Source organism: Legionella tunisiensis (assembly GCF_000308315.1).
Taxonomy (GTDB): Bacteria; Pseudomonadota; Gammaproteobacteria; order Legionellales; family Legionellaceae; genus Tatlockia; species Tatlockia tunisiensis.
On record NZ_CALJ01000064.1, the window covers coordinates 1 to 25,143 of the forward strand.

Consider the following 25,143-nt stretch of genomic DNA (forward strand, 5'->3'; position numbering starts at 1 on the left):
CTTTTTCTTTCAGACGATGCTATTTGTTGTTTTGAGACAGGAAAAATTGAGCTGGTATTATTTTGGGTTTTAGTCCGAATCTGGACGATTGGGTATAATAAGTTTCATAAATATCTTCATCAACCTCTACCATAGTGCGTTGATTAACCGGAATCGTTTTTAATATATTTCTTTCGTTGTTAATAAAGTTCTGCGCTGCGTATTGATAGACAAAGCCAAAAGCTGCTTGTGTATGATCTTCAAAAATTAGTTGTGGGTTTTTTGACTCGCTGATGAAAACCTGCAAGATTTCATAGAGTTTTTCGCCAGCCGGTTTATAGTGGCCGCTCTCATTGCTTATTGCCATTAATTGACCGTTTTTCAAATAAAGCATTCCCGCTGCCCTAACTTTTTTTCCATTTGCGAGGGCAGAATGTCGGTATCGAGGACCTTCTGCAGTTGTTTCAGGCGCGTGAATAATATCCCCATTTTCTAAAACTACAAACAAGAACGTTCCCGTGACAGGTTGCCCGTCTTTGTTTCGATATAGGCCTTTACTGTCCACTTGCAGGAGAGCCTCCTTTTGTTCAGCTTCATTCATGTAGTGGTAGCTGGTGCCCCCCTGGGCTTGACTCGTTCTTTCTTGTTTTCGTTCAACCTTTGCTGTCTTGACAAGAGGAAAAAGAGCTCCTAATGAGTCATCTTTTAAAAGGTCGGTAATTACTTGAACTGGTAACATATATTAATCCTAGTGTTTATTATTTACGCGCCTACAAATCAGCGAAGCATCATAGGAATAGATTATTAAGAAAACCCCAAATACAGCATACCAATGCCAGTCAGGAGTTGGATTTTTCTAGTAACTTTTTGATTAACGCAGAAATTTCTTTCTGCTCACTGGCTGTGAATACACTGCCATTTTTTCTAGCTCTAATAGTTTTTTATAAATAAAGGACAATACGGGCGTATCTAGTCCATGTGTCGTTGCATAATCGATAACATTAGCAATAATGTACTGAGATTCAAGTCGTCGACCTTCTTGAAAATCGACGTACATGCTGGGATAAAATCCGTGCAATTTTGCAGTCCCTGCCAACAATTTCTCAATCTCACTCGCAATTTCAGCCTTATCTAGTTTAGCGACTAGACAAACTTCATGCATGAGTGTACGTACAATTTTTTGATAATCAGCTTGTGTAGCGAGTACTTCAACAGGCGTATTAAATAGTACCGCTAAACTGCTAAAGGGAATATTCCATAATAATTTTGTCCAGCGAAGAATACGATGGTTTTCAGCTAATTGAATTTTCGGATAAATAGCGGGATTGACGGAGGACTTAAATAATCGTTTAATCTCTTCCCCAACTGATTGCTCCGTTTTAAAAGGCGCTAACTTTAACTCACCAAGGTATTTTATCTTGATATACCCTGGTCTGATACGAGTGGCGCCTGTTGTCGTTACTCCACAGAGAATAGAACAGTTTTCTTTGATGAAAGAGGTAAGATATTCTTCATTGCCAATCCCATTTTGCAAAATAATAATTTTGCTTTCAGGTTTAAGAGCATAAGGCAAGATTTCTTTTAACACGTCATTTGCAGTGGTTTTGAGTGCAATAAGAATGATGTCAGATTTAGGTAGTTGTCTATAATCCTTCTCAATTTGTTTTGGTGTAACTTCTATGACAGTTCCATCTGGCATCTCCAGTTCATAATATTTTTGTTGCTGTAAAATGGAGAAGTCAGAACGTTCAAGATGACAAACATGAAGTCCTGCGAGAGTGAACAGGGCTCCATAAAATTTGCCTATTGCCCCTGATCCAATAACGGTAACAGTTATCATTGAGTGATCCCTCATCGCTTTACAAATGCTAGGGCAATTCCGAAACTCACTAAGAAGACGCCCAAAATCTTAGCAATGTATTTTTCACTTTTTTCCAATAGTCGCGTAACTTTAGGATGAGACAAAATCATTGTTAAGGTAAAAAACCATAACGTGATGATAACAAACATTTCAACAATAAAAATCAAAACCCACAGAGCGGGCGTTTCCGGTTTAATGATGGTAGTAAACAACGCGAGGAAAAATAAAGTGGCTTTGGGATTTAGCAGATTACATAGGAACCCTTGGCGAAAAGCGATGGCTTTAGGCAATGATTTTTTCTTAATTTGCGTCCTTTTTTCGTCTACTAAATGGGTTTCCGGCTTGGATAATAAGGACATGATGCCAAGATACAGTAAATAACCCGCGCCAAGGTATTTAATAAGGCTGAATAGCAAGATGGAATTTGCAATAACAAAGGCCAGTCCTAGCGAGCAATAGCTAATATGAATCAAATTGGATAGGGCTACACCTAGTGCGGTGAAGAATCCGGATTCACGAGAATGTAACACCGTATTTTTGGTAACAAGGGCGAAATCTGGTCCAGGCGACATCACGGCGAGTAACATCAGTAACCCAATAGTGAAACATTGTGTAAGCAAAGGGTCTCCTGATGATTCGTCATTGCACGTCATGTGTTGAAAAAGATACGTTATCCCAGTTTAAAAGACAATGGGCAAAATACTTTGAAAGAGAAATTATTTGACCATAGTGATAAAATATATATCACAATGATTTTGCTACTGATAGAACTCAGCAGCCAGGTGATGTATGCACGAGAAAGAAGAGGGCAAGCACTCGACCACGAAAAACACTGAGCAAGCCACGGGCGGAGTAAAAATCGGGATACCTTGTTTTCATCATCTCCTATTCCTGAATCGGAGCATGGTATAGCTGCCTCTCTTGCCTCGGGGCCGGGCTCTAACATGGCCTCCTCCTCAGACCGCACTAAACATTTTGATCCCTCCAATCAAGTCTCCTGGCTAAAGTATAGTGCGGAGATTATTAATGAATTGGCAATTCTTTTACCGCATTTTCCGCAACAAAAACCACAAGTACGTGAAGATATTCGTTGTCCAGAAGATGTATTTAGAACAGGGGTAGGTTGTGTTTATGCTTTTCTAGCCAGTAAAAGGCGGCAAGTAGGTAAAGACTTAAAACAAGGCCCCTTTCGACATCAATTCGGTTTATTTAATAAAGCGGGGTTTGCTGCTACTGATAATTTTAACCTCAACAAAGATCTACCAAGTCAAAAAACCAAATTTATGAACAGGTTTTTGGTTTATTAAGCCAGGCAAGTCCTCTTATTGAGATCGATAAACAACCTAATAAGGAGAGTGAAAACGGGTTAATTTATACGATAACAATTAAAATGAATGTTGAAGAGAGGACGAATTTACATGATAAGAATCTAGCTTCGGAAGTGCCATTTATCGAAGATGAGAATGTCCTTACTATTACATTATATGATTACGGTAAAAATGATGACCGAAATACTATTGTTATTAACCATAACCCAACTCCCTTGTCTGAACATTACACCAGTAGATCAAGCTATTTTCAGGTGCAATTTGAGATGGTGGAGCCTTATTTTCAAGCTTGTTTGACATGGGAACCGTCTCAGGGTTTAGAACAATTTTTAGTTAATGCGGGCAAAATTGCTCATTCTCTCGCCAGACTACAACCTGTAGGCCGAGGAAATTCAGCCATTGTAGAATGGATGATCAGAGGACTTGCTCAAGCAAAACAGATTGAATTAGGTGCATTCAACCAAAATGAAAAATTGGTTGGGATTTTAAAGCATTCTTAACGCCTGATAGGCAAGATTATGTACGTTGGTTTGCTGAAAAAGCGTTTGTGAGTTGTACTATAGAAGACGTTTCTAAAACGTCTCAATTCAAGGTGTAGTGTTGGGGAGCCTGATAGATTGCTTCTCATCTGTCTGTTCAACCGCGCAATATATCTTCTAAAATTGTTGAATCAAATTTTCAATCTCATGGCTTAATGTTGCTCGATTTTGGGACATTTTTTTAATTGGAATTATGATAGTATCTTTAAATACAGGATGTGTGGAATTTGCAGCTAAACGACAGTGAGTGTCTGTAATTCCAGATTGGTCAAAGTGAGTTGAACGAGTGCGCATCAAATTTTTTAAGTTATTAAAATCGGGATTAAAATTACTCTGCGTAGTCATAGTCACTTTACTTGCCATACGGATCTATGATTCGCTACGCGGGCCTCCTCTGGAAATTTGGCATACCTATGTTCCCAAGGATTTAAAGGCGCAAGAACTTGAACAATTGGATTGGTCACAATATATCAAAGCCGAGAATACACTATTTGAAGTTGTTCGCAGAGAAGTTACTCTCAAATTAAACAAGAAAGAACGTGTTCCAGTTAATCGATATTTTGATGGTAGTCCAGTTTACCCTGGAAAACTTCCTCATGATTGGAATCATTCTTATCTACTCGAACCGCAAGGGACACCGGTTGGCGCTGTTGTATTTTTACATGGACTAACAGATTCCCCTTATAGTCTTCGCCATATTGCTCGGCGTTATCGTGCGCATGGTTATGTGGCCATTGCAATTAGATTGCCGGCACACGGTACTGTTCCTGCTGCGTTGACTGATGTTAAATGGGAGGATTGGTTAGCGGCAACACGATTAGCAATCAGAGAAGCTCGGAAACGTATAGGTCCGTCTCAGCCATTACATCTTGTTGGGTTTTCTAATGGGGGGGCACTGGCATTAAAGTACACTCTCGATGCACTTGAAGATGAAAAACTGACACGTCCGGATAAAATTATATTGATTTCACCAATGATTGGTATCACCCGGTTTGCTCGTTTTGCCGGATTTGCTGGTTTACCTGCTCTATTACCTGCCTTTGCAAAAGCAGCATGGCTTAGCATACTTCCTGAATTCAATCCGTTTAAATACAATTCTTTTCCTATTAATGGTGCGCGACAATCTTACTGCTTAACAACAGCGTTACAGCAACAAATTCTACGCTTGGCCCGCCATGGTCAGTTAAGTCAACTGCCTCCTGTACTTACTTTCCAATCAGTCATGGATTTTACGGTCAGCACCCGCGCTATTGTTTCTGCTTTTTATGCCCAACTTCCCGCTAATGGCAGTGAATTGGTATTGTTTGACCTCAATAGAGCCGCAAAATTTGGTATTTTATTGCGCCCTACCGCAGATGCCGCATTAACACAACTTCTAAATCCACCGCCCAGACAATTTCGTACAACAATTATCACGAATGTTAACGTAGATAGTGAAGAGGTAGTTGAATCTATTACGGAAGCGGGTGCTGTTAATGAGAGTAGACATCCTTTGGGGCTATCTTATCCCAAAGAGGTTTATTCTTTATCGCATGTTGCCATCCCTTTTCCAGTTACGGATGGGCTTTATGGCTTACAACCTGATCCAGCTGAGAACTATGGTATTCAGTTAGGGTCAATAGCCACTCGCGGAGAGCGCAACGTACTCATCGTTAGCTTGGATTCGATTCTGCGTCTTTCATCAAATCCATTTTTTCCCTATATGATGAAGAGAATAGAAGAAAATATTCCCCCAATTCCTCTTAACAATAAAGAGGTTAGCTAGCAAAGTTGCTTTAGCCTATACTAATTTTGAGCTGGATTTGCCATAAAAAGGTCTGTGTTTGCGACAAGGAGGTCTGTCATGAAACAAACACTAGTCCTAATTCCTGGGGTAAGTGGTGATAGTAATTTATGGCAACATCAAATTAATCATCTAAAGGAGTTAATCAACATTAAAGTGATTGTTGATCAGCAAACAACTCGCCATGTCATTTACTTGAGTTTGTAAAAGGGAGAAATCATGAAGATTTTAGCTTGTTTACTTATACTCATTTTTAGCCCATTAGCCATAGCTGAACGTTGTTTGATAGAGGGAAAAGAAATCAAACTGGAAGGTAAACTCGGTGTGCAAACTTTTCCTGGCCTTCCTAATTATGAACGTGTCAAAAAAGGTGATGAGCCCGAAACTTATTGGATTTTGACGACTGAAAAATCTTACTGTGGGATAGGCCGCAACCTCGACAATGGCAAATTATATCGCCTTGATCGACGTGCCACGAAATTTCAATTAGTGCTCACGGCGGAGCAATACAGAGAGAAAAAAGATCTGCTAAATAAAAAAGTGATTGTCGAAGGCAACCTGTTTCTTGCTCATACTGGCCATCACCATACTGAGATGTTGATTGAGTTGACAAGTATGGAAGCTGCTCCCTGACCGCTTGCTTGCTAAATAATACATCCATATTTGCTATAGAGGCTTTAAATCGCGTAGAATGCGCGTAAGACATTATGACTAAAAAATACCCATGCATTCATTTTATTATTCAAATAAAATCTTTAAGTCACTAAATTTTATGAGGCTTTCTGATGAGAAACTACGGTCTTTTATCCGTTTAAATCATTTTAATCCTAATGCAGATTGGTCCCTCGACAATCCTGTTTTACATTTTCTGCTTGCTAATGAACGATTTATTGATGTGGCACGGCTGTTTAGCTTAATGCCCAATCGTATTAACCCTAATCTTTGCGATGGTCAACGGTTTGGCAAAAAATCCTTGCTCATCTTGCTGACGCTATTGCCGTCCAGTAGTTTATTAATACATCAATTTATTGATGTCTATAAAGAGCATTTACTTGTTGATTATCAAGATAACCAAGGCAGAACAGCGCTTCACTACGCTGTCATCCTTGGTCGTGCTGATGTGGTTAGCCATCTTATAGAACTTGGTGCATCTACCCGAATTCGCGATGAAGATGGTTTATCGCCCTTGGATTATTTGTACTGCACAACAAAAACTATTTACGCTACTTTAAAAACGGTTGATATAGAGCCTGAGCGGGATATCAACGCTTTGAGAAACGCCCTCAGTGATCATTATGGCCGTCCTTTAATGATACAAGGCGCTTATTCTACCCAGTGTAAAAGGACTGTTGAGAATCTTAGAGAGAGTAAGCCGGTTTTAATTAAATATATTCAAGGCAATCCACCGGCCTGGTCGACTTTCATTGGTGATAATTCTAAGACAACTTATGCTGACATGTTCTCTTTTGCCAAAGAGATTGCAGAGAGAAAACACGTGGCTTTTTCAGATATTTTTGTCAATCAACAGTTAGATAGTGATGAACAAGAGGCATTTAGAGATATGCTGGTTACTTTTAGTAAAGAATTTTCTGGTCAATCTGTTCTTGAACAATGTATCGCCGGTCATGAAAAATAGAGCAAGTAATAAAATATGCGCAGGAGTCAGAGCGTTCTCCATGTATGGATAATGTGGCAGTATAATTGCACACTAAGATCTATTGAGTTAACAGGAGTAAGCAAGGTAGAACAGTGGATTACGGAAAAAAATTAAGTAGCATCAATGCGATTAGATTCTACGCCATGGTTTTTTGGTCCTTTATGATCGACATTATTTTTTCAGTCTTTGTTATCGCAAAGGCGCGGGTATACTCACGACTTTTGTACCTTTTTATTTTAACGCAGATTGTTTGTATTTAGCCTTATTAATCATTTTTGTTACTGGATTGCTTTTGCTAATACTCACTGCTTTGCTGCTTGGAATCTATCGCTTCTTCAGTAGGAAAAACAAATCCCCCTTGTTAGTGAATCTTTTGATAATCATCTTAATAACTTGGCTGTTACATTTTATAGGTCCTTTTTCTTTAGCCACTTAGTGGGTTATATCAACCTGGTGTTAATGTATCACTTTCTTCATCTAGTGCTATTAACGCGGTTATGTTTTGTTTATAGAGTTTTTCCTGTGAAAATATAGTCCGGTAAAGTGGTTTTAGGCCGCCGCTGAAAATATCGGTCATTTTTTGAAAAAAGATTCTTTCTTGCCAGGAGGGTGTGTTGTAATAACAAATTTCCATTGTTTTAGCGATAACCTGTTTATCGCCATAGCTAAGAACTATTTTATCTTTCATTTTTTCCACCAGAACAGCTATAACTTGATAGCGATTCATTAACTTTTGTTGTTTGGCGGTTGGTTCGATGAGTAATGCTATTTCTCCTTCAGTGGAGATGATGATGCTTTCTTTTTCAAGTTTGTCTTGTAAATGATCTCTAAAAACAACAAGAAATTCTTTGACTATTCGAGCCTGTGTTCTTCGTTGTACCAAGGGACAGAAAAAATGAATTTTTTCTTTCGCAAGCTGTTGTCTTAGTTGCTCAAGATCCCTTTCAAAATTGGCAAAAATTTGGCCATCCATTTCTTCGATCTTTTTAGCCAGATCTTTCTCTTTCGCAACAGGTTGACACATAGCTTTTATCCACTTTCCAGAACAACCGGTATTTCTTTCTATTAAAATGGAAAAATCAGAGTTATCTTGAAGAAAATCGTGCAATTGATTTGCATTTTCAATGGTAATCGCTGCGGTGATCTCTTCGTATTCCTTATCTTCTTTAATTGTCAAAGCGAAGCTGGCTAAAGAGAGAAAAGTCATCAGAGAATAGCCTTTCTCCCCGTTTATAAGGTAACTATGGTATTGCAGATAATTGTATAAAAAATTAATTGCAGGAATATCACTCTTATCAATATCCGTTTGACTTAACTCATAAATTCCCAGTTGGATAAGGTCGTCAGCACCAATGGGGTCTTTTTTCATTGATTGATATTTTTGGCTAACAAAGGCAGCCAATTCCAGAGCTTTGAAATAGCAACCAGCTCTTAAGGCATCAACATAATCTTGTGCGTTGCTCATACTGGCCGTCGTCATGGAAGAGAAACGTAGAATTAGTATATTTGGAAAACAATTTAAATTGCAAAAGAACAAATCGCTTATTTTGGTCCAAGTTGCATAATAGTAAGGATATGATAGAAAATCCTACTTGGTTTAAGCATGATGAGCATGTAGGATCAATCCTGACAAATGTCTAGTAAAAGGAGATTATTTTAGATGTATCTAAAGAGACACTTTATAATAATCTTGTTCTGCTTATTAGTTTCACTATTGGCATTAAAATCAATGGCTTCCGCTGACCCACTTACCCAAGGAAAAAAGATGTCGCAACAATTTGCCGATCTTGCAAACGATTATGAAAAGAGTTTATTTGATTATTCACCCGAATTAGGTCTTTTTTGGGGAAAAAGCAATGTAGCCCACGATCGTTTTATGGATGCTTCTATAGACGCTTACAAGCAATGGGTACAAAAAGAAGATGATTTTTTATCAGCTCTTTACAGCATGGATGAAAAGGCATTGCGGGGGTCGTCGCAATACCTGACCTATCTCCTTCTAAAAGAAACACTGGAAGCGAAAAAGGCAAGTCGAATTTGTAGAGAAGAGCTTTGGGATATTAATCCAAGCTTTGGTTGGCATAATAAAATGGCTATTGTTGCTGAGAAACAGCCTGTTGGAACCGCTGAGTACCGCCAATTTGCTCTTACACGCTGGCAGACTTTCGATAAAGTGGTAGATAATCAAATTGACAATTTAAAATTGGGAGTGAGCCTTGGTTATACCGCACCCAAGCCTGCTGTAGCGAGAGTATTAGCGCAACTTAAAATAGTACTTAACAGTCCCATTGAAGCATCTCCTTATTTTGATTTTGCGCGCCGGGATGGTGATGATGCGTTTAAAACGCAAGTTACTCATCTCATTAAAACGACCATTAATCCTGCTATTAAAAAATATGTGGATTATCTGGAGAATGACTATCTGCCTAAGGCGAGAAATGAAATAGGAGTGATGGCATTACCGGCAGGTCCAGCATGCTATCAAGCCAAAATCAAACAGGAAACCACCTTGGGACTGACTCCTGGTGAAATTCATGAGTTGGGTTTGCAAGCGATACAAAAATTATCCAGAGAGGTTGCTGAAATTGGTTTGAAAAAATATGATACTGACGATATGACTGTGATTTTTCAGCGCGCCAAAGAAGAGTCTGAGAATTATTTTTCCACTGAACAAGATATCTTGGATTATAACGTTGCTGCCTTGGAGAGGGCCAAAGCGAAAGTCTCTGATTGGTTTGACCTCATGCCAAAAACGGAGGGGACGCTACGACCTTATCCTGCACATCGAGCAAGAACAGGCGCTTCTGGTGAATACCACCCACCCAATGAAGATGGAGCGGAACCTGGTGTTTTTTATATCAACACCTATGAGCCTGAAAAACGGAGTCGTATTGATCAAGAGGCAACTTTGTTTCATGAGTTAATACCAGGTCATCATTTTCAAATCGCCTTGCTTTATGAAAATAAAGCGATACCTACGCTAAACCGATACTTGTTTAATGCTGGTTTTGGTGAAGGTTGGGCCTTGTATGTTGAACGCTTGGCGGATGAAATGGGGTTATATCAGGATGATATTTCCCGCCTGGGAATGCTGTCGAATGAAACCCTAAGAGCGGCACGTCTCGTGGTTGATACAGGCATACACGCTTTTCATTGGAGTCGCGAAAAGGCAGTGGATTATTTAAAACAGCATACAGCACTCAGCGAAAATATCATTGAAGGAGAGGTTGATCGCTATATTATGATGCCAGGGCAGGCTACTGCTTATATGCTGGGAAAATATGAAATAGAACGGTTGCGTCGATTAGCCAAAGAGCAATTGGGAAGTCGTTTTGATATACGGCAATTTCACAATCAAGTGCTAAAAAATGGTGTTGTCAGCTTGCCTATATTAAGAGCTCAAATTGAAAGTTGGTTGGAGGCAAAAAAACGAGTTAACTGGCAAGTTCAACGAACTGGAGGCCGAGTTTAAAACTCGGCCTCCAGCAGTAGTATAAGGAGTTAGACGCCTATTGTTACTGTAGATTGAATTGCCTTTAACCCTATGCACTCACCTGCCTTAATTCCTTCTTTCATCATGTCTATTGCTTTTCTATAAATCTGACTATTGAGTGTTTTAGAGCCTACTTCATAATGTCGGTTTAAACGAGCAAAGAAAAGATTCTCGCCTACTTCTACTTGGAGCAGTTTATCTCTCAGTAAAGGTTGGTTTGTTGCTTCTTGCAGTTTAACTTTATTATTGTGACAATCGATTGTTTTTTTAATTCATCATTATATGTTTCAAGCGTTTTAGCTAAATCATCGAAAACAGCAACTTCTTTATTTTTTGCTGCCCCGCATTCAATGGCTTTTTCTAGGTATTTTTTGCCCTCATAGCAATGAGCTATTTGTTGATTGCTTCTTTTACTCGCTGCGATTAAGCAGCAAGCTGCTTTGAAATAATAACATTGACCTGCGAGTACATATTGAATGGAGATACCCCCATCCTTTAGTGCTCTTTCAAGAGTTTGGAGTAACTGATCTAATTTAGTAACGCCTTCCTGAAAAAGATCGCTGTTTTCATCAACAAGAAATTGAGAAAATAATTGATTTATTTCAATACACAAACTAAAAATATTTAATTTGCCAGGTGAACCCTCAGATTTTTCTACAAAGAATGTCCTCCTTTTCGTGTTTTTCACCTCTTCATGCTTATTCTTTGCATCATCCTCCAGACTATCTTTGTTGAGCACGGGTAAACGGAATATTAATCAGCAAGCAATAAATGGAAATACCCTATTACTACTCGCCTGTTACAATAAGCATTGGGACATCGTACGTTATTTACTTACCTTCGAAAGGATTGATGTTAATTTGGCTGATAAAAATGGGTGTAATCGCTTTACGCCTGCTTATCACCAATGAGCAAACAGAGCTTTGTAAGTCGCTTCTTGAATTGGGAGCAGATAAGAATGCTCTGGCGCCAGAAATGGGAACCTCTTTTGATGTCGCTGAAATAGTCAACAATAAAGAAATAACGGCACTTCTTACAAGGCAAGCATCTGAGGATAAAGCACCGTCAAGTATCCCGGGAGCTGTTGTTACTTACAAATCAGGTAGTGAATTACTCGTTACTACTAAGCCAGAGAGCGGCAGCCAACAACTGACTAGTTCAATTTAGAATAAATTTTAACCAAAAAAGCTGTTAATAGCATATCAGATCATATATAATACAACTTGATTTTAAGAGGTTTACAATGGCAAATTTTTGGCAATATGGCGCCACCCAACGATTCTTTTATGGTAATAAGGAGCAGGGGGGCGGTTACGCATCAAGCGAATCTACTCTGAGTGATTGGAATCGAGAACTCACGGCTGGTGACGGTTCACAAATTCGTATTGGTGCTGGAGAAGGCTCGACTATCGCTCATCTAAGAGCAGAAAAAGGGAAGTTTCAAAGTCTTGATGACTTGAAAAATTTTTTGCTGAGGTATTGTTTTCTAACGCAACGCCATCAGAAAGAGTAGAATTGTCTGAGTGCGCTCTTGAGCATTTTCATCAGGGAGGACTTCTCTTTGCCAGCCAGCATTGTGTCGTAAATGCGCAATTGCGGAAAAATCAGAATATTAAACTCCCCAATCAGCGGACTGTGGTTAATATTGTACCAATAAAGGGTGGGGTGTCTATTATCGAAGAGAACACTTATGCAAAGGTAACAGTTGGAAACAAAGTAATTACCGCGTCTGGCTCTAGCTATCATGCAAAAATTCATAGTGAAGTGACTTTTACTACCAAGGGTATTCATGTGCAGGATTTAACAATTGACTGTCCAAATAGTCAGGCTGCTAAAATAATTGATCCCAGGACAGTGAGCGAGTTGTTGCAACACATTATCAACAAAATATCGCAGGCAATATGGCCAACTAATAAAGCGCTTATTAGCTCACAACCTGCAGAAGTCAATGTGGATAATTTAGATGAGGAACAAGCGGTTATGAAGTTTACACCCATGAGGGCGAATAACTAAGTCGCCCGTTTTCTTATCACCGATCTGCTGTGCTTTATGCACAGCACGCAGTGGTTCGTCGTCTAAATTTAATTGACAGTCCTCCCGTTTCCTATCAGCTCATAAAAAACGAACAGGGGGGTTATAACCACCTAATAATTGCTCAAGTCGTTCGGAAACTGCTAGAACAGTAGTATCTTTCCAACGATTGGCAGCGATTTGTACTCCAATTGGTAATCCTGTCGTTGATGTTCCGCATCTGATGCTGATTGTTGGACATCGGCTCAGATTGTGAGTCATTGCGTAGGAGAAATCGCTGATTTCTTTAATTCCAATTCCATGAGGTTTTGCTATTTTCGGAAAGACCGGACTAATTAACACATCGTACTTGTGCATGAAAGAAAAAAGTTCCATGCGGAATAAATCGATTTCCCTCATACGACTATATAATTGGGTCATGGAAAATTGACAGTTTTCTGCTTGGCGGAGAAATTCCCTTAACTCCCAGGAAAGCGTTTCAATACCAAGTTGATGTAATACTTGCTTGAATCCTGCTCCATGATCCCCTCCAAGAAAAAGATCCCAATGCAGTGCAAATGACTGACTGATACAGTTCGGACGTTCTTCAATAACAACGGCAACCTCATCCTTCAGGGCTAAGGCTGCTGTTTTGACAACGTCTTGTACTTCTTGATCAACGGGAGTAAAACCGTTTTCAATAAAATAGGCGACACGTAGTTTTTCTAGTGGGGGTGGGGGTTCAATCGGGACAGGTATTGTATAAGGGTCAAACTGATCGGGACCTGCAAGCACTGATAAACCCAAGCGAAGATCAGCGGCAGAACGAGCCATTGGCCCATAAGTAAGCATAGAACCAATGAGACCTGGCGAATCGCCTCCTACGGTACCTGTAGATGGTAGATGCCCGTGAGTAGGTTTTAAGGCAACAATTCCACAACAATGGGCTGGTTGGACAAGACTTCCTCCACCATCTGAGCCAATTGCAAAAGGTACGCCCCCCGCGGCAATTAAGGCAGCCGAACCACCGCTGCTTCCACCACAAGTTCTATCCAGATCATAAGGATTATTAGTTCGTCCGTAGATTAAATTGTCCGAATCTCCGCCGCGACACATTTCTGGAACATTAGTTAATCCAATAATAATGGCGCCTTCGGCCTTTAATCGCGCGACAAGTGTTGCATCTTGCTGAGCTTTCCCTGCCTTATAAAAGCCAGGGCTGCCAGAGGAGCAAATTAATCCTTTCACATTTAAAGCATCTTTGATTGCAACTGGAAGACCTGTTAATTTTTAAATGGTTTTTTAGCGGCAATTGCTTCATCGACTTTGACGGCCTGCTGCAAACATGCCTCAGGAGCAAAACGCTGTGTTAAGGCATTAAGAGCGGGGTTAATTTTTCGATTTGTTCTAAATGTGCCAGCATCACTTCTTTGGCAGAAAGAGTTTTTTCTGAATATGCTGGATTAGCTCTATTGCTGTCAGTTGGTGGATATTATCCATATCGTAAAGCTCCCGCTAGCGCATTGAATAGATTTTTATCGGTTAACGGCTAAAGTGAAAAAATTAAATTTAATAGTAAGATTTTAGATGCATGTAAATTACAAATAACATACAAGAGTTAGCATTGGAAAGATTTCATTCTTGTTATTGGCAAAATAAGATAAAATTTTTTGATTACTAAATCAACAGGACAGGATTGATGATGGAGCAATTCGCTATACATTGCTATGTGTCTGGGAAAGTTCAGGGCGTGTGGTTTCGAGCCTCTACGAAAGAAGAGGCTGACAGGCTCGGACTGAAAGGTTGGGTACGTAATTTAAGTGATGGGAGAGTGGAGGTGTTTGCCTGTGGGAATGAAAACCAACTCGAGTTATTTTATGCTTGGTTACAGCAGGGGCCACGATTCGCCAACGTCAGTGAATGTACACGAGAAGATTTACCTTGGGAAGATTACCTGGAATTTGAGATTTTGAGGTGATTGGAGAATACCAGGATTGCTAAAATCTATCTTGCTTATCAGAAGGAGCGATAATGGCTGCAAGAATGCAAGGATATAAGGCACCATTAAATATTTATTTACACCTGATTCGTAATACTTCTATCGGTTTAATGCTTATCGTTGCAGCCCTTTTTATTGGCATGCTGGGTTACCATGTCTTTGAACAAATGTCTTGGGTTGATTCCTTTCTGAATGCTGCAATGATTCTATCAGGTATGGGGCCTGCTGCTACACTGACCACTTCCGCGGGCAAGCTATTTGCAGGTTTATATGCATTGTTCAGTGGTCTCGCCTTTATTGCTATCGTCGTTATTATGCTGTCACCAGTCATCCACAAATTTTTTCGTAAAATTCATCTGGAAAGTGGCAGGTACAATGATTGATAGAACGCTTATAAAAAATCCAGTCATTATTGAGAGGCTACTAGCAGAGGAAATACCGGATTAATACGGTATTCAGTAAGTTTGTTATTCATTATAATTAGTACCTAAGCCTGACATGAATAAGCTACGCCAAAATGGCTATTCATTTGCAGTAAGTGGAGATGTTTTATGGGGAAAATCTTAGCAGAATTACAGGATCATCCAAGCTTGCTTTATACACAAGAATTAAAAATGTATGTAAACCTCTTGAGTCCATTGATATTACTACTTTTTCTCATGTCCGAGTTTATAATGATTAACGGTTGGCAGTGCTATGTCATCACCCTGACTTTATGCTTAATTATGCCCTGAAAAAATATTATGATGCTGATCCATGTATTAACATTAAACCGGGGTCGATGGATTTTGGGCAATATTTAGTATGGGACGCGGTTGAGTGCTATGGTAAAACAGCGGCGATGATGCAAGATGCAGCCGATTTTGATTTCAAGGAGTGCGAGCTGCAGCTGAAAAATATATTTTTGATCATTTGGAGGATGGCTCGTTTGAGCCTCAAATTGCTCGAACCTTTACTCTTGAACAGATTGTAGAAGCGCATCGTTATATGGAGTCAAATGAGCAAATTGGTAAGATTGTAGTCAGGCCTTAATTAAAGACCTGCTTTTGTGCATTCAGCTTCTTGAAGCGCTGCAGCAAAGTCCGTGTCAATTTCTTCTATCTCTTCGGAGCTTCGATTGGTTAGATCGATATCCAGATCTTTTTCAAGATCCTGAACAGGAATTTTATTTTGCAGGTTGGCGAAGAAACCTCGTCGATTGATTACTTCATAAACGGTATTTTTTACGAATGTTTGATAGTTCTCAAATTGCTCATGCCCTGAATCTTGAGTGGCTATCGTCGCCTCGATAACGTGCTCAATTTTTTCGCTAAATTCTATGTCTTCACTAAAAAGCTGTTCGGGAAGCGCTTCATACTCTTCTTGTGAAAGTTGTTTTTCAAGGACCTCAACGAGCATGTCTCTATGTTCTTGCTCTTGATAATCCTCATCGACCTGTTTTCTATAAGCATTAACTACCCGAGTACCACAATCAAAATTATTGTCTTGTTCTTCGGTTGAAGACACTTTCAAGTCGTTATAGAGGCCTTCACCAATGAGTTTATTTAGCAAAATAGTACTTCTTTGAAGCATGCCTGCTTGTCTTTTGGTAAGCAAAGACTCTCCAAACTCATCATCGATGAAAGGTTGTTCATCCTTTACTGACCAAACTCCCTTTTCTTTGAGCAAATAAAACCAATGGCCGTCATAATTTGCTGCTAAGAAGATTGTTTTATCATTACCCTCATTGCCTTCTATGAGAGTTCTAAGCGCAACCTCTTCTTCAGTAGACAATTCAGCCAGTGAAAAGGGTTTATACGTCACAACGTTATCAGAAATAAACTTATCATCTGTTAACAGGTCAGTCATATCCTGCATGGTTAACAAGGTTTGTACAGAAATCTCACCATTTCTTTTTCGATACTGATCAGCAACGCTTAAATAAGCCTCATCATGCATTGTTATTAACGCCAATTTTGCTTTTTGCAGCTCTAGATTAAATTTTTCTTGCCAAGTGAAGAATTCCTTCTGCCATGCTTCGTTTTGTTTATCTATTTCGTCAAGTTCAGCGTATTCTGAGGAAAGAGCGATTAAACGGGTTAAGAGTCGCTTGGCTTCTATCAGCTTTACCGCGGCGATGTTGTATAAAGGAATCTCGTTCTCTATACAGAGTGCAAGAATAGTTTCTTTGTGAGTAGCCCAGAGTGCTTGCTGCTCTTCTATAACAAGCTGTTCCAAACTATCATATTCTTCACGTAGTTTTAGTTCTGAGAAAGCCATAATCATTGCCTCAATAAAATTGGTTTACACCATTTGTACCAACATGATATCACAGAGAAATTAAGTAAAGATTAACACTTGAATTTCAAAGGATTAAAAGATGATTACAGTGTTTGCTACAGTGATAGCCAAAGAGGGTAAGGCATCGGAGGTAAAAGAAGCGCTATTAACGTTAGTGAAACCCACGCGTCAAGAGCTAGGCTGCATTGAATATCATTTTTATCAGGGACAAGATAATCCTTGCGAATTTGTCTGCTTTGAAAAATGGAAAAGTAGAGCTAGTCTTGATCAGCATATGCAAACCAACCATTTGAAGACTTGTTTAGCTAGAATAGAAACTTGGCTGGAAAAACCTGTTGCCATACTTATTAGCGATAAAATCTCTGCTTAAGTACTTTATTTTTAGAGTAGTTTGAAGAGCAAAAGGTATCGCTGGATGCTGGTGCGCTACCTGCGGATTGATGATCTGAAAATGACATACCAATCAAGACATTTTTTTAACATCATGATTATCTATTCATTATTCAATCCTATTTATTGACACACTGATATCGGCTCGTTAGACTCGCGATGAATGATTCACCGGGGGTGCTTTGGTTGTTTCCACCAAAGCTGAGAAAGACCCTTATAACCTGCACTGGGTAATGCCTGCGGAGGGAGAGTGAGATTGATAGAACTGAGTTTTGACTCTGCATTAACTCATTGGGTACTTCCTCCGATTTATTTTGAGGAGGTAAACGATGGTATTTTCAAGAATACTGCACAGATGCTCTACTTTTTTTCCAAAAATATACCACCATCCATTTAATCAAACACTGTATGATGGCTCTTTGTCCAGGAAAACATTTAGGGTTTATTTAGAGCAGGATGATCTTTATTTGCGCGATTTTCTTACGCACTGGGGTTAACTTCGCTACGATGTTCTAATCATGCTCATGCTAAGCAATTGCGAGAGTTATCAGCTTATATTAGGGAAACAGAGCGTAAATTTCATCTTAAGTATCTGGCAGAAACGCCAACAGCGACTTTTTTAACCATAAAATAATCCGTAAAAAATTCCTGTGATTGCTAATTATACCGACTATCTTCTTGATAACGCGAAACATGCTCCTATAGAAATAGCCGTAGTCAGTTTTCTCCCCTGCTTTATGATCTATAGAGAGTTAGGGAAGCGACTAGATCTTACAACGTGTGCGTTAAACCACCCTTATCGGAAGTGGATGGCCTCTTATTCCAGTGAGAACTTCATAGCGGCTACCAAAACCATTACTCAAATGACGCAAGAACTAACTGAGCCTATAATGTGCCCCCTACAACAAGAAAAATTATTTCATCTTTTACAAAATCAGCGGAGTTTGAATGGCTGTTCTTTGAAGCAGTCTTCACTGAACAAAAAGTCTATACAGTTGTTCACGACAGTAATTCTATTGTTCGTTGTTAATGGTGTTGAAAAGTACTTTCCGCAATCTACTATGCGGGTTGGCTTAACTATTGAGTTGATTTATGAAAACAATCACTGCTGTTATGTGGGACCCAGGTAATAGTTTTGATAATAAAAGCTTGGATGAAAAGGTTACATTGATTGAGGCTAAATTTAAGCAGGCTTATCAATTAGCTGTGTCTGAAGGGGATAATGACAATACCGTTGTTTTTTATGCCCTGAATTTGCCTTGCTTAATATAGATGCTTCTGAGAAAAGTTTTTCTTATTCAAAGCAGGAATTTCAAAAAGCTGGAGAGCGGTTAAAAAAGTTAGTTGATGATTTTCCTAACGCCATCATTATTCCAGGCACAGCTTATGTGGAAAAAACTTAGATCTAGCTGATGCGAAGAAAAAGATAAAATATGCTAACACCATAAAAAAATGGCAACTTAGAAATTTCAAACTGGTACAAGATTTGCGGCAAGAAATTGCAGGGATGACTTGAGTAAAAAATACCAGTACCGCTTTCTCCCATTCGGGAGATACTGCACAAATAAGCCAAAACGTTATAGCAAGAGAATAGAAGCAAATGAAGTTTTGGAGCCATTTATAGGAATGTTCTACCCTGGGCATGGAGAGCCGTTTTTACCAAAAACGATATTTGTTTTGGCATTGAAATTTGTGCTGATCACAAAGAGGGTGTTTTGGCGTCGGAACAAAGGAAAGCAGGTCAAGCAGTAGATGTGCATTTTATTGTGGCAAACACTATTTATACCATTCCTACTAAAGTGGCTAAAGACACTGCTATTGTATTAAATTGCGCAGGTAGTTTCCAAGTGATATCCATGCAGCCAAAGCAACCGGCGTTTGGATTCGCGACACTAGTGGTGGACTAAAAGCAGTAGAAATGAGTCCCTGCTCGATCGGTGATTTGCGAGTTGATGCTGATATTCCTCTACCAAACCCCAAAGAAACCTATTCTATTTACCCTGGTTAGATCATTTAATAAACAAAGTGCTATTATATTATTAATTCATTGAATAGGGTTAACAAATGTATACTAGTAAAGTATCAGAGCACTCGCCAAGAACAATGCTTATTGCCGGTCAAAACGAAACTGTCAGAAAAAATGCGACGCAAAACGGTTTTCCAGCAACGGTAGGCCTGGAAGGCTGTGTTGCTGTAATCATCGCTGATAAAAAAGGAAATGTAAGTTTGACGCATGTTGATGCGGATACGGATTTATCCTTCATTAAGAAAGAAATTGAATTCATGGACGGCGAATTTACCATCGATTTAGTCAAACCGAAAAAAGGAGAACTTCATTTAAAGGTTTTATCTAGGCTTGATGAGGACGGGCTTTCCAAGACCCCATTCTCTGGCAAAACAAGAGCGGTTGCAAGTGGGGAAGGAACAGTAGTGTATAATTACCTAAAGGGAGCTCCACAGGTGTTTTCGTTTAATGATTTTAAAGAAATTGCAACGCCAGGCATGGAGCCTAGCAAAACGAATAGATTACACGCACTAGGTTATAGTGTGCAAACCTGTGTAGATAATCCAATGGAATTTCAATTACGAGTCTATACTCGGCAATTAAATCAGGCTTTGTCATCTCAGCCTACTACTTATCCTATCTGTGTACACGATGATTCTGGCTGGCTAAAAACAGAAGTGAACTTAGAGGAGGAAGTAAGATTATTATTAGAAAAAAACAACCAAGTCATAGCACCTTTTTTCCTCCAGGTAAGGAGCATTCTTTTGGTTATGTTTACCCACGTTACAAATTATTAGTCGAGACTCTTCAGGGGAAGACTCCCAAAGAAACTTCGGAACTGTAAGCGAGTGGTATATAAATCATTGCAGGCAAAGCCTAGTCATTAATTCCAGTCATTAATGACTAACTCTCGTTTTTGCTCTTCAAAGTGGCATTTAATCGTGTCTAATAGCTGCGTGGCATCTCCAGCCCATCGTATCGGGGTACCAATAACGACATCAATAACAAAGGGGACCAGTAGTGATTCATCTTTGGGAAGTGCTTTGCCTAGACCATACATAAAGATTGGATAGATGGGGACAGCAGGATTATTTTTGCCAGATGAGCGATGCCTCTTTTAATTTCGCTCATCTTTTCCGGCTCACCGCGTGAGCCCTCAGGATAAAAATAATGAGTTTACCATTGTCCAATGCAGTTTGAATCAAGGCAAAGGGATTTTTACCGGCCTTTGTTCTCCTTTGAATAGGAATAATGCCGATGATATTTTGTGAAAACCAAGCGAGCAGTTTATTTTTTAAAAAATAATCTGCAGCAGCCACAGGGTAGATGTTTTTTTGTAATGTCCATGAAAATAAAGTCATCAAAACCATGGTATCTAAATGGCTGTTATGGTTGGCTACCAGAATGGCAGGACCATTTATGGGTAAACGTTCACGATGACGGACGTTTAAACCAAGCAAGATAGCAATGATAGGTCTGACAAAAAATTGAAAGAAAAGGAAACGCAATAAATTATTCATCAGTAATAAAAATACCTCGCAAAATGAAAAAAGAGTGGTGCAGTAAAAATAATACTGTCTAAGCGATCTAAAATGCCGCCATGTCCGGGTAATAATTGTCCGGTATCTTTAATACCCAAATCTCGTTTTACTGCAGACATGGTAAGATCGCCAATAAAACCGCTAATGGCAATTAATAGGCCGGAAAATAAGCCGCTTACCCAGGTAAAAGGTGTTAAAAAGGGGCTTAACAGAATTGCTAGCAAAGAAGTGGTTATTACTCCACCCAAAAAAGCCGGCTGTTGTTTTATTTGGGCTTATGGCAGGAATGATTTTCTTGTGGCCGAATAGCTTGCCGCAGATATATTGGCTGACATCATTAAACTGCGTTAAAAAATTAAAAAATAATTAAACTGATTCCCTCATTACGCCAATTGTTACCCACAGGAAGGACACCAAGATAGGCAATGTGACTGATACAATAGACTGTAAGCATGAGGCCCCAATGCAATGTACCAGAGGCTTTTAAAAAGCCGTCTGTCTTTTGCAGCATCACCATGCGCATAGGAATTAATAAAAACATATAAATAGGAACAAAAATGACAAACATGCCATACCACTGAATAGCGACCCATAGATATTGGCAGGGTATTGATAAATAGGCGATAAAGATCACTCGTCTATCCACACGGCGAGTAGGAATGATTGTAAAATACTCTTTCAAAGCGAGATAACTGACAAACATAAAAAATACAATCATTGACATAGCATTGATACTAAGTGCGACAATTAGTAGCAAGACCATGACCCACCAGGATTGCATGCGTTTGGTTAGTTCAATATAATTTTTTCGTCAATACGGCTTTTAACACAATAAATAATGATATTGGCTATGCATACGATGAAAATCAGTGCGGCGAATGCAATGAGGTTAGTTCGATTCAGTGCCATCTATAGGCTCCACTTCCCGCAAGATTTGCCGTACACGATTCACAATGGTCAATATAATCAGGAAACAAATTATCAATAGGAGCCAATTAAGCCATGTCGAGAAAGGAATAAGGCCAGCCAAATTGCTAGTAAACTAAAAATAAAAGCGCGATCACTTTTACCCATTGGGCCATCATAGCGCCTTGAGGCGCCAACCAATAAACCGCTTAAACCAGTTGCTTCACTAAGCAGAGCCAATATGACAATGGCAATAATTAGCAAATTGCTTATCCCAGGATAAAGTGCGAAAGGTAGATAGAGTGCTGCATCAGCAGCCATATCTGTCAACTCATTTAAAATTGCTCCCAAAGGTGTTTTTTGATCATGTTCTTTGGCGAGTAGGCCATCAATGGCATTCAGTGCCATGCGCAAAAATAAAACAATAGGGAAAAGGATCAACAACCAGGAAGATTCAATAAAAATCGCTAAAAGCAAGGCGTAAAGAAGGGAAAAACGAAGGTAAAAACAGTAACTTGATTCGCAGTAAATCCCTTTCTATGAAGTTGATTAACCACCGGGCGCAGCAGGGCCTGGAACTTTGGTTTTATATCATAGATACTGAACATGCTATCTTCCTGTCAGCTATAGAATCAATCATTGCAAAGGGAATATTGATTATCCCGTTAGTGTTGCTAGCGAGATAATAGCATTAAATAGACAGTGGAGCAGCTTTGCTCCTTAACATACGGGCACAAACATGCTCAATGTTGCTTTTCGTCCTGTCTATCGATTAGAGGCACTTATCAGCGCCCCCCACCGCCATAACCTTCTTCTGTGGTTGTATTAGGATTAGTATTGGAGATGGTTGAGCTACATGAGTTGAGGGTTGCCGCTATCATAAATAAAAAGAAAGCCAAGAGCGATGTAGGCATTTTGAAAATTTTCATGGAGAACCCCCCTGTTCAGTTTAGTTATTTTCAGTAGCAATAAATATAGGCAACATCTCTAAAATACGGCGGTTTACAAAAACATTAAATTGTCCTGGATCTCGTAAATAGAATAGAGTTGGCTATTCGCCTTAATCGAACGCAATTTTTATTTCAATTTTGCTCTTTTCGCTCCTGGCAAGATATCACCCTCTTAATTGAGCGTAATTGCTTAGGGCTGCCTGAGATCCGTTCACGTGAAGCCTCCTGTCTGGCTCATGGATGACACAGTCTATCTTAATTAGAGGATGAACCAAAGCGCTGGTAAGAAAATTTGGTGTTCAATGTCTTGGCTTGAATTTTTTGCTTATTCAATTTATAAGTAACGCTGTTATTTCGGCAGGGATTATAAAATAGTAAGGTATGGGGATTTGCACGCTAACTACGACAAAAATGATGTTAGTTAATTAAAAAATTATTCAGATTTAGGATATTAGCCCAAAGTAAAGGAATAATGATATGAATATAAAAAAACGTTGGCTATCTTGTGCTTGATTTTTTTCTCCCCTTTGCTGTTTGCCCTACAAACCAAATCGAATCTAAGTGAATATTCCGTGCTTATTGGTGGTCGTGATACTCATGCGGAACTAATCTATGCTTTCCGCCTTGTTGTCGCTACGATATTAGGCGCTATGATTGGTTTATTTCATCAACGCGAGCAAGGGATTGGTCCTTTAATGTACGCGGCCATTGCCAGCAGTTCTGCTGTATTTGGTGCAGCAATGCTCCATGGTTCTCTTACCTGGAATAATCCCTATTTTATGTCGGGTATAGCGGGTTTAGTTACAGGAATCGGCTTTATTGGCGGCAGCATTATTTTTCGTAATGAACAGCGGCTTATGGGAATGATTACTGCTATTACTATGTGGGGAACTGTCGGTGTTGGTTTATCTTGTGCGCTTGGAATGCATATTATTGCTGCTTTCTCTGCGGTAATCATCAGTGTATTTAACTTTATCCCACAGCGATTGCAGAAAAAGCAATTGCAGGAATGAGAATTTGTTATCATAGCTTGAAATTTGGGTGTTTTCATCGAGTTTTGAGCGGATGATTTTCTTGCTTTTTATATATGAAATAGAAAGAGTCTTGCATTATCTAACCTAAAAATAGTTTGGTGAGAATGCCTTTTTAAGGTAAATAGAATAAATTATACGCCTGCTTATTTGCTTGAATAGTTAATTTTTCTTTATGAAGGTGTATTTCTATTCAAGATCTCGGTAAAATCACGCATTGTTTCAATGCAACAGACAAGAGAACCTGCGTCTTCGTTACAATTGATATCATGGGGATTTATATGAATCAGAATCTAGAGGGAATTATAGAGAACAGTACTCAGAACCTCGTTTCCCCACCGCAAGGGACAACTATTTTTGCGAGTACTATGAGTAAAAAATACCTGATAGAATAAATTATAAAACTCATTTGGCGTATGCTGATTTCATTAAAGCAGCTGATTTTCGCAGTAAAATACATTCGTTGTTTATTTTTGGGAAGTATTTTTTAATTGTTGCAATAAAACGAGTAATCTCTTATGAGTTGATCCCTGCTGATCTACGTAATCCAAAAACCGTACCTGATTTTATTGCGACTTTAAAGAAAATTGCCCTGAACATTAGGTATAAATTTTTGCCCAGAAAGAACAGATCTGTTGATAAGACTGGCGAGCAAATTTCCACCAATCTTGATAGACAAGGTATCTGTGTTGTTGATATGAATTCCTACCAGTTTGACAAAATCGATGTTTTGGCCTTGCCTTTACTGGAAAAATTACGCCAGATTCGTGGCCAAAGAAAAGAAGGAAGCCGTGAATTCATCGAATCACGTAGTACGGCTCTGCGTTCGGCAAGTAAAGATTTATTTCAAGCAGTTGAAGCTGCATTGACTGCGAGCGGTATACTGTCCGGTATTGCAAAATACCTCGGGCGCCCGGTGAGTGTTGTTGACATCAATCCACAAATTAATGATAGCAGCGATGATTTTTGGCGGCGTTTCTTCCCTGATTTGGCTATTGAAAAACCCACAACAGCTTATTGCCATCGCGATGCTTCGGGAGGAGATGTTAAGGTAATACTCTATCTGAGTGATGTGGAGCAGGAGAATGGACCTTTCTCTTTTATTTTGGGATCGCATCGCAATCGGCCCGGCAGATTTGCTAACCTAGTACAGGAAATCAACGATACCTCAGGTTTTTCTTCCACGGATCCTAAAGCGCGTCAGTTGTTTTCTGCTCTACCTTCTTTCCTACGAAAAAATGTGCTTTTGGTAATGACCTGCAAACAGAATCGGAAGTAGCACAACAGATTTTGGCTGCGGAATGGAAGATAACGGCAAGTAAAGGTCATGCTGTAATTTTTGATTCGAAGGGAATTCATCGTGGTGGTATGGTCTTAGAGAAAGAAAGGAT

The 25,143-nt window shown here is 39.3% G+C and carries 34 protein-coding genes, 2 pseudogenes and 1 riboswitch; of the genes and pseudogenes, 24 read left to right on the forward strand and 12 right to left on the reverse strand.

The window, feature by feature from the left end; genetic code table 11:
- Positions 1–19: 19 nt before the first annotated feature.
- From BN58_RS05105 to BN58_RS05115, 3 genes are all read right to left on the reverse strand, one after another.
- Positions 20–718, reverse strand: coding sequence for a hypothetical protein (locus BN58_RS05105; RefSeq protein WP_019215923.1), 699 nt, complete (start codon positions 716–718; stop codon positions 20–22).
- 132 nt (positions 719–850) lie between these two features.
- Positions 851–1,819, reverse strand: a complete 969-nt coding sequence (locus BN58_RS05110; protein ID WP_019215924.1) for a ketopantoate reductase family protein — start codon at positions 1,817–1,819, stop codon at positions 851–853.
- 11 nt (positions 1,820–1,830) lie between these two features.
- Entirely contained in the window at positions 1,831–2,460 is a 630-nt protein-coding gene (locus tag BN58_RS05115; protein ID WP_019215925.1) for a LysE family translocator, read from the reverse strand.
- 36 nt (positions 2,461–2,496) lie between these two features.
- Here BN58_RS05115 and BN58_RS05120 point away from each other — a divergent pair, with 36 nt between their 5' ends.
- The 7 genes from BN58_RS05120 to BN58_RS05145 all read left to right on the forward strand — a co-directional run bounded on the left by BN58_RS05120 (position 2,497) and on the right by BN58_RS05145 (position 7,126).
- The gene (locus BN58_RS05120; RefSeq protein WP_156812366.1) at positions 2,497–2,676 is read left to right on the forward strand and encodes a hypothetical protein; all 180 of its coding nucleotides are present in this window, start codon (positions 2,497–2,499) and stop codon (positions 2,674–2,676) included.
- A gap of 33 nt (positions 2,677–2,709) precedes the next feature.
- Positions 2,710–3,147, forward strand: coding sequence for a hypothetical protein (locus BN58_RS35770; RefSeq protein WP_051131840.1), 438 nt, complete (start codon positions 2,710–2,712; stop codon positions 3,145–3,147).
- Between the two features lie 83 nt (positions 3,148–3,230).
- On the forward strand, positions 3,231–3,668 hold the full coding sequence (locus BN58_RS35775; RefSeq protein ID WP_051131841.1) for a hypothetical protein: 438 nt from the start codon (positions 3,231–3,233) through the stop codon (positions 3,666–3,668).
- Between the two features lie 325 nt (positions 3,669–3,993).
- Complete coding sequence (locus BN58_RS05130) at positions 3,994–5,472, forward strand: alpha/beta hydrolase (RefSeq protein ID WP_026069270.1); 1,479 nt, start codon at positions 3,994–3,996, stop codon at positions 5,470–5,472.
- Positions 5,473–5,550: 78 nt separating this feature from the next.
- Positions 5,551–5,697: a hypothetical protein gene (locus BN58_RS30550; RefSeq protein ID WP_019215929.1), complete on the forward strand. Its 147-nt coding sequence runs from the start codon at positions 5,551–5,553 to the stop codon at positions 5,695–5,697.
- 12 nt (positions 5,698–5,709) lie between these two features.
- Complete coding sequence (locus BN58_RS22305) at positions 5,710–6,123, forward strand: DUF4431 domain-containing protein (protein WP_019215930.1); 414 nt, start codon at positions 5,710–5,712, stop codon at positions 6,121–6,123.
- Positions 6,124–6,262: 139 nt separating this feature from the next.
- Positions 6,263–7,126 carry an ankyrin repeat domain-containing protein gene (locus BN58_RS05145; protein ID WP_198009819.1) on the forward strand — a complete coding sequence of 288 codons (864 nt, stop codon included), beginning with the start codon at positions 6,263–6,265 and terminating at the stop codon, positions 7,124–7,126.
- Positions 7,127–7,592: 466 nt separating this feature from the next.
- Here BN58_RS05145 and BN58_RS05155 read toward each other — a convergent pair whose 3' ends face one another.
- Positions 7,593–8,627: a hypothetical protein gene (locus BN58_RS05155; protein ID WP_040916157.1), complete on the reverse strand. Its 1,035-nt coding sequence runs from the start codon at positions 8,625–8,627 to the stop codon at positions 7,593–7,595.
- Between the two features lie 285 nt (positions 8,628–8,912).
- Here BN58_RS05155 and BN58_RS22310 point away from each other — a divergent pair, with 285 nt between their 5' ends.
- On the forward strand, positions 8,913–10,619 hold the full coding sequence (locus BN58_RS22310) for a DUF885 domain-containing protein (protein ID WP_019215934.1): 1,707 nt from the start codon (positions 8,913–8,915) through the stop codon (positions 10,617–10,619).
- A gap of 223 nt (positions 10,620–10,842) precedes the next feature.
- Here the strand turns inward: BN58_RS22310 and BN58_RS31505 are convergent, their stop codons facing one another.
- Positions 10,843–11,379: a hypothetical protein gene (locus BN58_RS31505; RefSeq protein WP_019215935.1), complete on the reverse strand. Its 537-nt coding sequence runs from the start codon at positions 11,377–11,379 to the stop codon at positions 10,843–10,845.
- Between BN58_RS31505 and BN58_RS37525 the strand changes: the two genes are divergently transcribed.
- The 4 genes from BN58_RS37525 to BN58_RS05180 all read left to right on the forward strand — a co-directional run bounded on the left by BN58_RS37525 (position 11,318) and on the right by BN58_RS05180 (position 12,653).
- Positions 11,318–11,551, forward strand: a complete 234-nt coding sequence (locus tag BN58_RS37525) for an ankyrin repeat domain-containing protein (protein WP_408605462.1) — start codon at positions 11,318–11,320, stop codon at positions 11,549–11,551. The genes BN58_RS31505 and BN58_RS37525 overlap by 62 nt on opposite strands.
- Positions 11,493–11,807 (forward strand): hypothetical protein, encoded by a 315-nt coding sequence (locus tag BN58_RS05170; protein WP_019215936.1) that lies wholly within the window; start codon positions 11,493–11,495, stop codon positions 11,805–11,807. Before BN58_RS37525 ends, BN58_RS05170 begins: the two co-directional genes overlap by 59 nt.
- A 76-nt stretch (positions 11,808–11,883) precedes the next feature.
- Entirely contained in the window at positions 11,884–12,153 is a 270-nt protein-coding gene (locus BN58_RS05175; protein ID WP_019215937.1) for a hypothetical protein, read from the forward strand.
- Between the two features lie 2 nt (positions 12,154–12,155).
- Entirely contained in the window at positions 12,156–12,653 is a 498-nt protein-coding gene (locus tag BN58_RS05180; RefSeq protein ID WP_019215938.1) for a hypothetical protein, read from the forward strand.
- A gap of 99 nt (positions 12,654–12,752) precedes the next feature.
- Here BN58_RS05180 and BN58_RS22315 read toward each other — a convergent pair.
- Positions 12,753–13,925 (reverse strand): annotated as a pseudogene (locus BN58_RS22315) (amidase); the annotation flags it as partial.
- Between the two features lie 424 nt (positions 13,926–14,349).
- Here BN58_RS22315 and BN58_RS05190 point away from each other — a divergent pair.
- From BN58_RS05190 to BN58_RS32900, 4 genes are all read left to right on the forward strand, one after another.
- Entirely contained in the window at positions 14,350–14,628 is a 279-nt protein-coding gene (locus BN58_RS05190) for an acylphosphatase (protein ID WP_026069271.1), read from the forward strand.
- A 53-nt stretch (positions 14,629–14,681) separates the two neighbouring features.
- On the forward strand, positions 14,682–15,032 hold the full coding sequence (locus tag BN58_RS05195) for a hypothetical protein (RefSeq protein WP_019215941.1): 351 nt from the start codon (positions 14,682–14,684) through the stop codon (positions 15,030–15,032).
- Positions 15,033–15,364: 332 nt separating this feature from the next.
- Positions 15,365–15,622: a hypothetical protein gene (locus BN58_RS32895; protein WP_019215942.1), complete on the forward strand. Its 258-nt coding sequence runs from the start codon at positions 15,365–15,367 to the stop codon at positions 15,620–15,622.
- The gene (locus BN58_RS32900) at positions 15,589–15,681 is read left to right on the forward strand and encodes a zinc-binding dehydrogenase (RefSeq protein ID WP_232220358.1); all 93 of its coding nucleotides are present in this window, start codon (positions 15,589–15,591) and stop codon (positions 15,679–15,681) included. Before BN58_RS32895 ends, BN58_RS32900 begins: the two co-directional genes overlap by 34 nt.
- Here the strand turns inward: BN58_RS32900 and BN58_RS05205 are convergent, their stop codons facing one another.
- Positions 15,682–16,908: a hypothetical protein gene (locus BN58_RS05205; RefSeq protein WP_019215943.1), complete on the reverse strand. Its 1,227-nt coding sequence runs from the start codon at positions 16,906–16,908 to the stop codon at positions 15,682–15,684.
- Positions 16,909–17,008: 100 nt separating this feature from the next.
- Between BN58_RS05205 and BN58_RS22320 the strand changes: the two genes are divergently transcribed.
- The 6 genes from BN58_RS22320 (at position 17,009) to BN58_RS05230 (ending at position 20,121) form a co-directional block, all read left to right on the forward strand.
- Positions 17,009–17,299, forward strand: coding sequence for a putative quinol monooxygenase (locus tag BN58_RS22320; protein ID WP_019215944.1), 291 nt, complete (start codon positions 17,009–17,011; stop codon positions 17,297–17,299).
- A 183-nt stretch (positions 17,300–17,482) separates the two neighbouring features.
- A riboswitch (TPP riboswitch) is annotated at positions 17,483–17,585 on the forward strand.
- A gap of 63 nt (positions 17,586–17,648) precedes the next feature.
- Positions 17,649–17,816 carry a thiaminase II/PqqC family protein gene (locus tag BN58_RS37530; protein ID WP_083852111.1) on the forward strand — a complete coding sequence of 56 codons (168 nt, stop codon included), beginning with the start codon at positions 17,649–17,651 and terminating at the stop codon, positions 17,814–17,816.
- A gap of 153 nt (positions 17,817–17,969) precedes the next feature.
- Positions 17,970–18,449, forward strand: a complete 480-nt coding sequence (locus tag BN58_RS29580) for a thiaminase II/PqqC family protein (protein ID WP_198009821.1) — start codon at positions 17,970–17,972, stop codon at positions 18,447–18,449.
- Positions 18,450–18,578: 129 nt separating this feature from the next.
- On the forward strand, positions 18,579–18,722 hold the full coding sequence (locus BN58_RS30560; protein WP_019215946.1) for a hypothetical protein: 144 nt from the start codon (positions 18,579–18,581) through the stop codon (positions 18,720–18,722).
- A 312-nt stretch (positions 18,723–19,034) separates the two neighbouring features.
- Positions 19,035–19,226, forward strand: coding sequence for a hypothetical protein (locus BN58_RS05225; RefSeq protein ID WP_019215947.1), 192 nt, complete (start codon positions 19,035–19,037; stop codon positions 19,224–19,226).
- Between the two features lie 157 nt (positions 19,227–19,383).
- Positions 19,384–20,121, forward strand: a complete 738-nt coding sequence (locus BN58_RS05230; RefSeq protein WP_019215949.1) for a hypothetical protein — start codon at positions 19,384–19,386, stop codon at positions 20,119–20,121.
- Between the two features lie 86 nt (positions 20,122–20,207).
- Here the strand turns inward: BN58_RS05230 and BN58_RS31515 are convergent, their stop codons facing one another.
- The 5 genes and pseudogenes from BN58_RS31515 to BN58_RS31540 all read right to left on the reverse strand — a co-directional run bounded on the left by BN58_RS31515 (position 20,208) and on the right by BN58_RS31540 (position 22,302).
- Positions 20,208–20,384 carry a hypothetical protein gene (locus tag BN58_RS31515; RefSeq protein WP_198009822.1) on the reverse strand — a complete coding sequence of 59 codons (177 nt, stop codon included), beginning with the start codon at positions 20,382–20,384 and terminating at the stop codon, positions 20,208–20,210.
- A gap of 67 nt (positions 20,385–20,451) precedes the next feature.
- Complete coding sequence (locus tag BN58_RS31520; protein ID WP_198009823.1) at positions 20,452–20,844, reverse strand: lysophospholipid acyltransferase family protein; 393 nt, start codon at positions 20,842–20,844, stop codon at positions 20,452–20,454.
- Positions 20,844–21,113, reverse strand: a complete 270-nt coding sequence (locus tag BN58_RS35780) for a phosphatidate cytidylyltransferase (RefSeq protein WP_019215950.1) — start codon at positions 21,111–21,113, stop codon at positions 20,844–20,846. The genes BN58_RS31520 and BN58_RS35780 overlap by 1 nt, the downstream gene beginning before the upstream one ends.
- Positions 21,007–21,646, reverse strand: a pseudogene (locus BN58_RS35785) (phosphatidate cytidylyltransferase). The gene BN58_RS35780 and the pseudogene BN58_RS35785 overlap by 107 nt, the downstream one beginning before the upstream one ends.
- Before the next feature lie 200 nt (positions 21,647–21,846).
- Positions 21,847–22,302 carry a CDP-alcohol phosphatidyltransferase family protein gene (locus BN58_RS31540; protein WP_456297455.1) on the reverse strand — a complete coding sequence of 152 codons (456 nt, stop codon included), beginning with the start codon at positions 22,300–22,302 and terminating at the stop codon, positions 21,847–21,849.
- Positions 22,303–23,215: 913 nt separating this feature from the next.
- Here BN58_RS31540 and BN58_RS05260 point away from each other — a divergent pair.
- Positions 23,216–23,734, forward strand: coding sequence for an MgtC/SapB family protein (locus BN58_RS05260; protein ID WP_019215956.1), 519 nt, complete (start codon positions 23,216–23,218; stop codon positions 23,732–23,734).
- Between the two features lie 427 nt (positions 23,735–24,161).
- The gene (locus BN58_RS05265; protein WP_026069272.1) at positions 24,162–25,031 is read left to right on the forward strand and encodes a phytanoyl-CoA dioxygenase family protein; all 870 of its coding nucleotides are present in this window, start codon (positions 24,162–24,164) and stop codon (positions 25,029–25,031) included.
- Positions 25,032–25,143: the final 112 nt, after the last annotated feature.